Below are 13,264 nucleotides of genomic sequence, written 5' to 3'. Positions count from 1 at the left end.
TAACAGAGCTTGTATTGTAACGATCGATTATCTGGTTGAAATCAGGCAATTCCACTTTGGATTTCCTTTTTATTCAGGGAGTTTTCCGGCGTGATTTTTGCGATACCGAAACCAGTAAAACCATAGATGAGAGCCAAGAAGACCGCAGCATAGCACTGGATTGCCCAAGGCAGTAGCTCAAGCGTACTGACACCCAATGTAGTCGCCATATAAATACCGGCAGAAGTCCAGGGGAGCAACGGTTCTATGACGGTACAGCCATCTTCTATGGTCCGTGACAGATTTTTATTATCCAGTCCCATGCGACGATAAGCCCCTTTAAACAGCTCCGCCGGAATGAGGAGAGCCAGCTTTCCGTCGCAGGTTGCGCCCGTTACCAGAATAGTTGTTGCCAAAGTTGCAGCAATAAGTTGCCCGGTTGTGTGAACAACTTGTAGAAGCCGGTTAATGATAATGGTCAAGGCGCCAGTAAGTGCTAAAGCGCCGGCGAAGGCGAATGCACAAAATACAAGCAAGATGGTACTCATCATCGAGAACATACCACCACGATTGAGCAGACGGGAGACATCGCTAACGACTCCGGTAATGTTATGTCCCTGCTCAGAGAACATCGAGAGATTGAAACCATCTATCAACGCATTAAGGCCCTGTTTAAGGGTAAGCCCCTGTAGACCTATGCCAAGCACAATAGCTAATACACAGGCAGCAAGCATGACGGGTATCACCGGACGTTTTGTTATTGCTCCCCACAAAACCAGTATCGGTGGCAAAATCAGCAATAAATTGAAGTGATACAGGCTTTCAAGAGATTGCACGATTTCTGTGACTTTTTCCGGTGTTGCCACGTTACCTGTTAAGCTTGTATGACCAGCAATCAAATAAACAATAGCGGCTAAAACAAAGCCGGGAATAGTGGTATACATCAAATGTTGAACATGACTGTAAAGATCAGTATCGGCAACGATAGCAGCGAAGTTAGTTGAGTCAGATAACGGTGAAATTTTATCGCCGAAATACGCGCCTGAAACAACCGCCCCCGCCACTGCCGCCAAAGACACATCAAGGCCAGCGGCGACTCCCATCAGAGCAACACCCACTGTGCCGGCTGATCCCCATGATGTGCCAGTGCAGACTGAGATAACGCTCGTGATAAAGAAAGCGGTAATAAGTATGTATTGAGGGCTAATTAGCTTTAACCCCCAATATACCATATACGGTATGGTTCCGCTGAACATCCAGGTCCCAATTAACCCGCCGACGCAAATCAGAATCATGATTACCGGCATCGCTTTAGCCAGCTTTGCCACAATAGCATCGATAATGTCATTCCAGCGATAGCCTTGCCAATACGCTAAAGTAGCTGCTATTCCTGCTGATATCAGTAATAGGGATTCGATGCGTAAATTCAGTTGACCATACCCAATAATTAACAGTAAGAGCATTGCCGCAATTGGCAGTATAGCGAGTCCCAGATTAAGCTTTTTTTTATCATCCATATTAAAACTCCAGTTTCAGGTGGGTTGTTGAAACAGGATAATAAATTTATTTCACATGAGATGTGATAGATATTACTTGTTCATGTAATTGGTTTCATGAAATGTGAAATGTGATCTGTATATCGTTTTTACGCTTATGTGCGACGCTTTTTATTATTCGATTAAAAAAACGGAATCTCTGATAACGAGTTCGGCTGAGAACATATTCATCTGTGGAGTTATTTCTTTTTTGGCACTGAGTTTCAATGCCAGATTAGCCGCCCGCTGAGCCATTCGTTCTATTGGATTGCGTACGGTAGTTAAGGGCGGATAGAGATATCGGGCCGGGACAATATCATCAAACCCAACAATCGACAGTTGTTCCGGTAATTTAATTTTCCGTTGATGTAAGGACCGCATCATACCGGCAGCCATGACATCATTAAATGTTACTGCCGCGGTAAAGTCGATGCCACTTTCTGAAAGCTTTTCTGCTGCCAATTCTCCACCTTTTTCGTTGAATGGAACACTAATAACCCAATTGCCAGGTACTGTAATACCCGCATTAGCCATTGCAGTCTGATACCCTTCCAAGCGAAGCCTTCTATCATCGATCGGTAGATCTGCCGTTACACAAGCAATTTTTCGATGACCGTTTTGAAGAAGATAGTTGGTAGCAATCTGAGAAGCGCTGACATTATCTAACCAGATACACCGGTTAGCGATAGCAGGGAAATATCGATTGATAATCACCAATCCTGGGGTATGAGCTGCATAACGTAATACATCTACATCACTCATCCTACTAATATGCGCTACTATTGCTTCGCATCCCTGATTAATTAAAAAATCTAAGGCAGATTTCTCAAGTTCAGCTTGATGTCCGCCACTGCAAACCATCAGTTTTACTTCTTCCTGTCGGGCAACTTTTTCAACCCCACGAGCCAAAAGGGAAAAAAAAGGATCAGCCAAATTGCCGGTGAGTAAACCCAACATATTCCCACACCTTTTCGCTAATGCAAGTGCGGCAGAATTACGATGATAGTTGAACTCACGCATGGCTTTCTCTACACGCTCACGAGTGCCCGGATCGACGTAAGCGGTATTATTAATAACACGGCTTACAGTGGCCACGGATACTCCAGCTCGATGGGCTACGTCTTTCATTGTGGCCATAATTTCTCCTCAGCAGTTATGCAAAATAAATATGAAGAAGAATTATATCTCAATTTATTCAGATTATCATGAAAGGATTTGTATGCCTTATTTCAAGTGAATAATGTGAATTGAGCTTATCTTAATAATATTGAGTGAACGGTTTAACAATAGAATAAGAGCAGTTGGGAGTATGAACATGATAGGATTTTCAATATACCAACGATGAAACCCTTAGATCTGGCCCAGAAAATAAGCTACGAAAGTAATTCATGTCACTAATTCACCGAAAATCATATCTCTCTGTCACTTAAATTCCCCCTTGATTAAGTGACAGAAGAGCTGGAGCACAGCTATCGCCTCTAATATAGCAGGAAATAGTTCATAGATTTAAGGTATTTTGGTGGAATATAAAGATCATAATCATTTTTTTCGCAAAAAAGTTTCAATTCAATAATTGATTCAATTGATAATTTCTCATAGATACTTTTAAAATACCTTTCCAAGGTACAGCATGAAATGTTCATTTCATTAGCAATACCTTGATTGCTGATACTTCGGCAGAATAAAAAAATCACCATCCACTCTTTCTCTGTCAGAATATCGTTAGGTGGTCTTAACCTAACGGATATCGAAGGGGCATTTTTAATATAATTTTCTACCGAAAAATGACTTATTTCTTTAATGCGACAAATTATTCCAATACATTGATTATTTTCATCCATTAGTGGGTATTTTTCACAAAAATAGGGCTTAATTTGTTGATCATTGCTTTGAAAATCAGCCCCAATAGATGATATTCGTTGCATAGACTGTAAGACTTTACGGTCATGTTTTTCAAAAAGGTGAGCAAGATAATTAAACGGTGTAGGTAATTCTTTAGCAGAATATCCCATGACATCAAAATCTTCAGGTAACTGACTTAATTTGATAAATACTTTATTTGCATATATAAAACGAAGATTCTTATCTTTTACAAACCATGATTCATGACTTTTATCCCACATATTTGTTAACTGAGGGGTGATTTTACTCATATATGGCCTTCAATATAGAAAAATATTTCAATAATTAGCAAGGACAGCTATTCATTCTATAAGGGTATTCCCTCATAGTCGGAAGTATAGAGTAATGAATTTATTTCAAATGGAATGTGAGATGAGTTTGCTGTTCATGTAACCGGTTTCATGAAGTGTAAAAATGTGACTTGTGTACCACTTTTTGGTATTGCTTATAATCCATTGCCAAGTGTCAAAAAATTTTTAAAGATAAAGTAAGTAAAACTCGTATGGAATATGCTTGTTTATCTAAAAAACCGGAAATTTAAGGATATAATTAAGTAACCAATCCTATTTAAACATTATACTTAATTCTTCTATAATAAAAAATTACATCAAAATAGATAGATATTCAATAATGCACCTTATGTCAAATATCACTCCACAATTCATTAACATATGGGAAAGAAGCCATGAACCGTAGGGCGTAAAAATAGTTCTCCATATTTTATTTACGGTAATTCAGCAAAAAATAATTTCCTTATAATATTGAGAAATTATTTGATTGCAGAAAGCCTTATAATCATGAAATTCCTTGGAACGAATCTGAACGTGTAAGATAATAAATTAACCAATAAATGTACTTTTGAACTAACAGATTGACAGGTATTACTATATAACCCGTTATTTTAAATATGATAAACAGCAATTTAGTCCGTCATAATACATAAAACTAGAAAATTCTTATGAAAAAAGTCAATTTTATTGCTATATCCCAGAAAACACCAGAGAATCCCATAGTAGAATGTTTATTTAATCTTCAAATTATCAAGGAGTTTTTATGAAGAACTGTACGATATCATCTCAGATTATCAATACAATGGAAATAAGTAATGAACCTTGGGGAATAAAAGATAGTTCTTCATGTTTTATTTATGGTAATAAAGCGTTAAGTTCTATCAAAAACTTCTCACCATCATTTGATTACAGTGGGCTTTATGATCATGAACTCCCCTGGAATGGCGCTGAATTTGCAAAGGAATATATTCATCATGATCAAAAAGTAATGAAACAAGGGCAAAGAATATGCTCACTTGAAACACATGTATTTGGTAAAGAACAAATTCTATCATCTTATTTTTGTGAAAAGATGCCTTTTTATCATGATGATGGAAGTTGTATAGGTATAATATATCATTGTTGGAAAGCGAAAGACTATTCATTAACGAGTCTGTATCAATATTATAATAAACTTCCCTCATCTATTTTGCTCCAACCACCGACAGATCTTTTTACTGAACGTGAATGGGATATTATTTTCCTTTTCTTACAGAAATGCACGAGAAAACAAATTGAAACAATATTGAATCTCGATTCCAGTGTAATTGAAAACCATATAAATAGGATATATCACAAAATAAATATTAACTCCACTCTTCAATTAGAAGAATATTGTCGAGTCAATAATCTTTATCACTATATACCTGAGAAATTTTTATTAACTTAAAGGGCTTCTTCTGCGGATGCAGTTGGCCTTATGACGTGTGTTATTGATCATGCCTGAGGTACAAGCAGAATTTTATTTTGTTAAAACCTCAGGCATATTCAATATAAAAAACCTCTATTATCGCTACAAATAAATTTTAAATTAAAAACAAATCATTTAAAATACTATCGAAATAATATCAATTAATTATAAATGCAATAAATAAATTCATTAGAACATAAAATGATTTATTTTTTTTAATTATTTTGTATACATATTTTCACTATATTAAATCCGTTCATTTTATTCATATTTTCCGATAATAAAACTCAATATTAAATATATAAAACATGAAGTTAATTTAAATAAAAATCCTATTTCCATCCCTAATAAAAAGATATTAAAAAACATTCTTTGAACCCATACCATTAATAGCAAACCCAAAAACCTTAATTACCATCATAGATAAGAAATACAAAATAAATCATTATTAATCAATAAGATACCCAATTAACATGGGCATCTTATTGGTAATTTTAAACGAGTTCTGTCATCACTAGTTTAGCTATTTCGAAATAGATAATCAGGCCGGTACCATCAATAAACGTGGCAATAAAAGGCGCTGATACAACAGCCGGATCAATAGAAAGCCTTTTCAATACCATCGGAATAATGGAAGAAACAATGGCGCTCCAGAGGGTGATGGCAATGATAGCTAAACTAACAGCAATCGTCACTTCAATACCGACACCTAATATCCAGGCACGGATCAGCGCAGCAAAACCTATCGTTACTGCAACTAAAAATGAAGCGGAAATCTCTTTGCGTAATACTGCCCCTAAATTACGCAAACTCACTTCCCCCAATGCCATTGCTCTGACCAAGGTTGAGGTAATTTGTGTTCCACTGTTGCCCCCCGTTCCTATTAGTAACGGGATAAAAAACGCTAAAGAAATTACCGCTTCCAGTTGATCTTCAAATGCTTTAAGCACAGCACCGGTATAAGCCTCTGCAACAAATAGCAATAATAACCACCCGACACGCTTACGCCATAATGTTATTGGGCTGGTACTCAGATAAGGCTGCTCCAGAGGTAAAGTTGCTCCCTGCAAATGAGCATCCAACGTATTTTCATCTTCGATCAGCTCAGCAATATCTTGCGGTCGTAGCACCCCAACTAATTTGCCAAAATGAACGACCGGAACACTATCCATACCACTGTGATTTATCAAACTATAAACATCATGACGCGACTGCTCCGGTGACACGGAAAAATAGCTTTGCCTCATAATATCTGACACAAATAAATCATCGGCTACAGTTAATAACACCTTCACCGGTAATATGCCATTAAGATAGCCTTCATCATCAATGACATATAAATAAGTTGGGATCTGTTCACCTTCAAGCTGATCAATCAAATTACTCTTTACCAATAACACAGAATCAGCAACAGATACAGATATGAAACATTGGCTCATATACGAGCTGACAGTTATCTCTTCATTTTTCAGTTGGTGTTTCCGCTGCTGATCAGCATTTATTTCATTAATAGAATGATTAGCAATCGCTAATGCATCCATTTTTTTATGGGATGTGGCTTTCATGATGTTGGTCCCTATTACTGTTGTTAACTTCAAACAGCACTCAAATAGGGGCGAAACCAGATGAGAGAATACAACGGCTATCTCTACGTCTCAGTTTTAGCACTATACAACGTATCCTGAATTATCAGGAAGTTACATGGGGATATACCTTGGTTCGATATATCCTGTCCTAATCTTGGGCGTCTCTCGACGTCGTCAGATCAGCAACCTGTGTTTGTATAGGAGCCTCGCCTAACGAGATACTGCACTTAGAATGCGGCGCATATTATAAACAATTATCGTAATAATTCAAATTTGAAAGTGGGTTTGTTTAAGTTCCATTTAACTTATTGATGATAATAAAAAAACGGCATAGATTTTCACCTTATTGCCGTTTTAATGCGAATAAGCCTATGAAGGAATTATTCATTTTCTGATCTCTTAGCTTCAATTTTTTCAACTTCAGCTATCAATTGGTCAGCGGTTTTACCATCCAGTAATTTATAGAACTTTTTTTTCGATTCCTTCATGTCACCATTAGCCCCAGACTTAACCAAATCATTAAAATCGATACTATTAAACATAGCCGATTGAATTGATTCATCAAACTTCGCTTTTTTATCATCAGGTAGCGTATCTCTTACTTTCTCAATGGATGCTTTCAACGAGATTTCATTAGAAGCATCAATTTTAGGTTGGCTATCACAACCAGCTAATACAGATCCTAATAAACAAATTACTAACAATTTTTTCATATTCATCCCCCACAGAATATTAAACAAGGGAATAATAACAGAAGCAGAAACAATAAGCCGTTTATAATTAGCCAAATCGACAAAGAATAGCAATAAGATGAAATTTCCCATCATGCTATTCTAGGATGATTATCCTTGTGATTGGCAACGATAATGCCAAAATATAATCATTTGTTATTTCTTCAACAGCATAAAAAACGACTTTCTGCCTGCTAAATCTATCAGACGACTAAAACACCCAACCAACCGACAACATGACAGGCCCAGATACGACCACAGTAATTGCCAATATTCAGCTCAATAATGTAGTTGGAATCATCACAATCTGCCAGAAAATTTGGCAAATTTAGTCCGCTGTTTTTTGCCAACCACTGCCATAACCCCCATCAAATGAGAATTATTCTCAATTCACAAATACCACTTAACTCATTGTTATTATTTAAAAATAATAAAAAATTAAAATGTTATTTACCAAAGTCACTAAAACCATTTGATTAATGTAAATTGTTATCATTATCATTTTAAGATTAGTATAAACAGATGTGGACCCAATTAGATGTGCTCGTACTTGCGTTTATCGTCTCGTTTAACTATTCAATGGATAGCATATAACGACTTCCTACTGCACTTTATGACCAATCACAACTGTCAAATTATGCGGTTCAACCAAGAACGTTCTTTATTCAAAGGAGAAATAATGGCAATCATCCACTGCACTGCAAAATATTTTCTGACTGCCATATTGATGTTACTGCCTGTCTTTGCGCAAGCAAAAGAAATTACAGTCAAGGATGTTGCTGGACGAAAGGTTAAAGTTAACGCGCCGGTCAATCGGGTTATGCTGGCTGACAGCCGAATATTGATTGCACTGAATATTCTTCATCCTGATAACCCGCTTAAAGGTATTGTTGCCTGGGACAATGCACTGGAAATTAAGTCTCCAGATTTAGCAATTGTTTATGAAAAAGACTTCCCACAATTACGGGATATTCCGGTATTCCCTAACCCTTATCAAAGCGATTTTAACGTCGAAAAAGCGCTGATTTATAAACCCGATCTGGTTATTTTTGATATTGGTCTTCAAACTAAGCTCAATGATAGTGGAACCATAATTTTACTGGAAAAAGCGGGTATCCCGATTATTTTTATCGATTTCCGTCAATATCCGCTAACAAATACAATTCCAAGTATGGTTTTACTTGGGAAAGTATTTAGTGAAGAAGAAAATGCACAAAAATTTATTGAGTTTTATCAAGAGAGGATGAGAATTATTAATCAACGCGTTGGCACGCTAGGTAAAGAACAGCGTCCTCCTGTGTTTATCGAACGCCATGCAGGTATGTTAGGTGCTGAACATTGCTGTAAAACTTTCGGAAATGGCAATTTTGGTGAATTTGTTACTGCCGCAGGAGGTGATAACCTCGGTGCCCGCTGGTTCTCAGGCATGGATGGTGAAGTAAGCGAAGAGCAATTAATCGTTAGTAATCCTGAGTTTTATCTGATGACCACCGCAAATTGGGATAAAGTCCGCCCCGGAAGTTTCTCTGTGCCATTAGGCTACACCAGCAATCTAAAACAGTCACAGGAACGACTGAAAAAATTACTGGCACGCCCTAAATTAAGCGTCTTAAGGGCATTTCGCGAAAAGCAAGTAATAGCACTGTACCACCAATATTACGATACGCCGTTTAACATCATTGCTGTTGAAATCATTGCTAAATTTCTGCATCCGAAGTTATTTGAAGATATCGATCCACAAGCTGATAGCCTATATCTGCATAAAACCTTTACAGCTCTTGATGGTAACGGGATATTCTGGGTTACAGCAAAATAATATTTTTTTTCAATCCGTTGGAATAGACCAGCGGATACTTAACCTCACCATTTATTTATCATTTCCGTTCGTTAATATACGTAACATTTTATATAACGTGCTAATAGACATCTATTATTTTGTGCTCTACTATAGTTGATGCTAAAAAAATATAAAACATGACAAAATAAATTCAGTTAAGTAATAAATATAAAGCACAAATATATTCACATAATGAAACTATATATACCCTATGGATTTCAAGATGCATCGCGACGGCAAGGGAGAGAATCCCCGGGAGCATAGATAACGATGTGACCGGAGTGAGCGAGTGCAGCCAACAAAGAGGCAACTTGAAAGATGACGGGTATACATGATATGCAGGGAATCATTAGCTCTTTACTAACAAGAATGGAAAATAAAATAACCTAATGAGATAGATTCTCGATGTAACTATTCTTAAACCAAAGTACTCGGAGTATATTAATGAAACGATTACACGATATTGAGAAAGAGATGTTGCCCGTTGAATCCTACAAAATGCTTATTGGCGGGCAATGGGTAGATAGTGTATCCAAGGCAACAACCAAAAGTTATAACCCGGCGACAGGAGAACTACTGGCTGAATATGCATCCGGTAATGCGGAAGATGTCGATCTTGCTGTCAGCGCCGCAAAAAAAGCTTTCCACGCCTGGAGTCAAACCTCCGCCATCGAAAGACAATCAGCTTTGCTGAAAATTGCTGACTTACTAGAAGCAGAACAAGAACGTTTTGCCATCCTTGAATCACTGGATACTGGCAAACCATTAAATGAATCCCTGTATATGGATCTACCCGCGTCCATTGACCAGTTCCGCTATTTTGCGGGTGTGATCCGTTCCCATACCGATGAAGCCTCAGTTCTGGATGCCAATACACTTAGCTTGGTGATCCGTGAACCCATTGGTGTTGTCGGACAGGTAATTCCCTGGAATTTCCCACTACTGATGGCGGCATGGAAACTTGCCCCTGCTCTGGCAGCAGGCAATACCATTGTGATTAATCCAGCCACACTGACACCAATCACTCTGCTTGAACTGGGTCGAATATTGGATAAAGTTCTGCCAGCCGGGGTGGTTAACATTGTTACAGGCCGCGGTTCAGTCGTTGGTCAAGCCATTTTGGATCATAAAGATATCGAAAAAGTGGCATTTACTGGTTCCACCAGAGTAGGTTATACCGTAGCCGAAGCCGCAGCCAAAAAGCTGATCCCTGCGACACTGGAGCTTGGCGGTAAATCAGCCAATATTATCTTCCCTGATGCCAATATGAAAAAAGCGGTAAAATATGCGGCCAGAGCTATTTTGCTGAATCAAGGTCAAGCGTGTGAATCAGGTTCCCGGTTATTCCTGCATAAAGATATTCATGATGAATTCCTCAAATCCCTGAAAGTAGAATTCGAATCTATCCAAGTTGGTGATCCACTAGCAAAAGAAACTCAGATGGGAAGCCAAGTCAGCCAGGAACAAATGGAAAAAATTCTCGGATATGTCGATATTGCGAAGCAAGAGGGTGCAACCATTCTAACGGGCGGTAAACGAATGACCGGTGAAGATCATGATGATGGTTTCTTTATTCAACCAACCATTATTACTGATGTCACTAATGATATGCGAGTCGCGCGCGAAGAGATTTTTGGTCCTGTATTAGCCGTCATACCATTTAGCGAAGAAGAAGAGGTCATCAGAATGGCAAATGATTCTGATTATGGCTTGGCTGGCGCTGTCTGGACACAGGATATTGACCGTGCACTACGCGTCGCTAAAGCTGTCAGAACCGGCCGTATGTGGATTAATACTTACCATGAACTGCCAGCTCACGCCCCATTCGGTGGCTACAAAAAATCAGGTATTGGCAGAGAAACACACAAAATGATGTTGGATGCTTACACCCAGGTCAAAAACATCTATATCAAAACCAGTGAAGAATAATTTCAATCAGTGATGAGAAAAGCCTTCCGGTTGGAAGGCTTTTATTCAAGATTTTGCTTTAATATCAATGCTATCTGCATTCACATCTTTAATATGTTCTTTTGTCAGCCGATAAACAACTGGACTCAACAATGCTAATGCAATCAGGTTCGGTATTGCCATCATCGCATTCAATGTGTCTGCCAATAACCAGACAAAATCCAATGACTGAGTAGCACCTACCATTAAAGCAATAATCCATACCACCCGGAAAGGAGTGATGGCTTTTTGCCCAAATAGATACTGAGTACATTTTTCACCGTAAAAGCTCCAGCCAAGAATTGTGGTAAAGGCAAATATTACCAGAGCACCCGCGACAATATAGTTGCCACCGGGAATCGCCATAGCGAAAGAAGTCGCTGTCAATGTCGCACCTGTTTGACCATTCAACCAACCGCCAGTAATAACGATCGTTAAGCCAGTGATAGAACAAACAATAATGGTATCGATGAAAGTACCTAGCATAGCGATCAATCCCTGACGAATCGGGTTTTGGGTTTTGGCTGTTGCATGAGCAATCGGCGCACTTCCCAATCCTGCTTCATTAGAGAAAATGCCACGAGCTACACCAAAACGAATCGCCGCCCATACTGCTGCACCCGCAAAGCCACCTTGCGCTGCAACAGGTGTAAATGCAGATTTAACAATCAGAACAAATGCAGCGGGAATCTCACTAACATTCACTCCCAGAACAATAATCCCGGCGGCAAGGTAGGCAACTGTCATAAATGGCACTAATTTACCGGCGACATCAGCAATACGTTTAATACCTCCGATAAGCACTGCGCCAACCAGAATCGCCAATACTACGGCCGTTACCGTGGTCGAAACGCCGAAGTTACTTTGTAGCACATCAGCAACAGAATTCGCCTGTACAGTATTACCGATACCGAAACAAGCAATACTGCCAAATACCGCAAACAACGTCCCCAACCAAGCCCATTTTTTACCTAAACCGTTTTTTATGTAATACATGGGGCCACCGACATAGTGACCGTTTTTGTCAACCTCACGGAAACGAACTGCCAGTACCGCCTCTGAGTATTTGGTTGCCATACCCACTAATGCGGTTATCCACATCCAAAACAGTGCACCCGGCCCACCCAATACAACCGCGGTAGCTACACCAGCGATATTACCTGTTCCAATGGTGGCAGAAAGCGCTGTCATCAGTGCATTAAATGGCGATATCTGCCCTTCTCCTCGCTGATGATTACGCTCAAATAGTAATTTAAAACCCGTTCCTAGTTTACGTATAGGCAGAAAAGAGAGGCGGAGCTGCATGAACAACCCAACCCCCAGAAGACCAACCATCATCGGTACTCCCAATACTACCCCGTTAATAGCACTCAGCCATTCTGTGATTAATCCCATATATTCCCTCGGATATTTCATAACAAAATAACAACATATACGCAGCAACTTAATAAAGAATATTTACAGAAAATATGCGAGAAAAAATTTCGTAAAAATGGAAAAAGATTTAATACTTGTGAGTGATATCACTCGATAGAATTTTAAGATTAGAATGTTCAAAAATTTATCACACCAAATACATTAAAAAATATTTAGGTATAAACCGTTTTCTTAATCAAAAGAATTTACCAAAATACTTAAACATTTCAACCAATTAAAGTAAAAAACAACATATTATCCCTATGCTCCGTTCTTGTTAATTAATGAACTAATTAATATTATTTTTAAAATCGACTTTTAAGAAAAAAATCATCACATAGAAATTGTCAGCGATTTTTCTGAAAATATTTTGCCCGCTCTACCCATCATGGTTTTTCCTTCTAAACAAACCACTATTCTGGAATGGATTTATTACGTCAATCAAAAGGGTAATAGAAAATATAGGTGATATTTTTTATCATCATAAAATCACCAAATCTTTTTCGAGCCGCTTCACAATAATTGAATAACCTGATTGTGTTATTGTTCCACTCAACTCATTTTATCAGCCTGGGTTAATAAATAAGGGAA

The 13,264-nt window shown here is 38.3% G+C and carries 10 protein-coding genes and 1 riboswitch; of the genes, 3 read left to right on the top strand and 7 right to left on the bottom strand.

What is annotated here, in order from left to right; genetic code table 11:
* Positions 1-41: 41 nt before the first annotated feature.
* The 3 genes from nhaC to EAE91_RS05290 all read right to left on the bottom strand — a co-directional run bounded on the left by nhaC (position 42) and on the right by EAE91_RS05290 (position 3,667).
* A complete protein-coding gene (gene nhaC, locus EAE91_RS05300; RefSeq protein ID WP_214087572.1) occupies positions 42-1,496 on the bottom strand; it encodes a Na+/H+ antiporter NhaC in 1,455 nt (484 codons plus the stop codon).
* Positions 1,497-1,649: 153 nt separating this feature from the next.
* Positions 1,650-2,651, bottom strand: a complete 1,002-nt coding sequence (locus tag EAE91_RS05295) for a LacI family DNA-binding transcriptional regulator (protein ID WP_214087571.1) — start codon at positions 2,649-2,651, stop codon at positions 1,650-1,652.
* A 341-nt stretch (positions 2,652-2,992) separates the two neighbouring features.
* The gene (locus EAE91_RS05290) at positions 2,993-3,667 is read right to left on the bottom strand and encodes a helix-turn-helix transcriptional regulator (protein ID WP_214087570.1); all 675 of its coding nucleotides are present in this window, start codon (positions 3,665-3,667) and stop codon (positions 2,993-2,995) included.
* A gap of 802 nt (positions 3,668-4,469) precedes the next feature.
* Here EAE91_RS05290 and EAE91_RS05285 point away from each other — a divergent pair.
* On the top strand, positions 4,470-5,135 hold the full coding sequence (locus EAE91_RS05285; protein WP_214087569.1) for a PAS domain-containing protein: 666 nt from the start codon (positions 4,470-4,472) through the stop codon (positions 5,133-5,135).
* A gap of 515 nt (positions 5,136-5,650) precedes the next feature.
* Here EAE91_RS05285 and EAE91_RS05280 read toward each other — a convergent pair.
* From EAE91_RS05280 to EAE91_RS24545, 3 genes are all read right to left on the bottom strand, one after another.
* Complete coding sequence (locus EAE91_RS05280; RefSeq protein ID WP_214087568.1) at positions 5,651-6,721, bottom strand: magnesium transporter; 1,071 nt, start codon at positions 6,719-6,721, stop codon at positions 5,651-5,653.
* A 74-nt stretch (positions 6,722-6,795) separates the two neighbouring features.
* Positions 6,796-6,967, bottom strand: a riboswitch (M-box (ykoK) riboswitch).
* Positions 6,968-7,122: 155 nt separating this feature from the next.
* Positions 7,123-7,455 carry a DUF6694 family lipoprotein gene (locus EAE91_RS05275; protein WP_214087567.1) on the bottom strand — a complete coding sequence of 111 codons (333 nt, stop codon included), beginning with the start codon at positions 7,453-7,455 and terminating at the stop codon, positions 7,123-7,125.
* Positions 7,456-7,676: 221 nt separating this feature from the next.
* Positions 7,677-7,799 carry a hypothetical protein gene (locus EAE91_RS24545; protein WP_280520269.1) on the bottom strand — a complete coding sequence of 41 codons (123 nt, stop codon included), beginning with the start codon at positions 7,797-7,799 and terminating at the stop codon, positions 7,677-7,679.
* A gap of 353 nt (positions 7,800-8,152) precedes the next feature.
* On the opposite strand from EAE91_RS24545, the gene EAE91_RS05270 reads away from it, so the two are divergent.
* Both EAE91_RS05270 and EAE91_RS05265 read left to right on the top strand, forming a co-directional pair.
* Positions 8,153-9,289 carry an ABC transporter substrate-binding protein gene (locus EAE91_RS05270; protein WP_214087566.1) on the top strand — a complete coding sequence of 379 codons (1,137 nt, stop codon included), beginning with the start codon at positions 8,153-8,155 and terminating at the stop codon, positions 9,287-9,289.
* Positions 9,290-9,754: 465 nt separating this feature from the next.
* Complete coding sequence (locus EAE91_RS05265; protein WP_214087565.1) at positions 9,755-11,239, top strand: aldehyde dehydrogenase family protein; 1,485 nt, start codon at positions 9,755-9,757, stop codon at positions 11,237-11,239.
* Between the two features lie 45 nt (positions 11,240-11,284).
* Here the strand turns inward: EAE91_RS05265 and EAE91_RS05260 are convergent, their stop codons facing one another.
* On the bottom strand, positions 11,285-12,652 hold the full coding sequence (locus tag EAE91_RS05260) for an alanine/glycine:cation symporter family protein (RefSeq protein WP_214087564.1): 1,368 nt from the start codon (positions 12,650-12,652) through the stop codon (positions 11,285-11,287).
* Positions 12,653-13,264: the final 612 nt, after the last annotated feature.

It is taken from the genome of Photorhabdus noenieputensis (assembly GCF_018448935.1).
GTDB lineage: Bacteria > Pseudomonadota > Gammaproteobacteria > Enterobacterales > Enterobacteriaceae > Photorhabdus > Photorhabdus noenieputensis.
The sequence above is the reverse complement of the archived record's forward strand: the minus strand, read 5'-3'. Positions and strand labels throughout refer to the sequence as shown.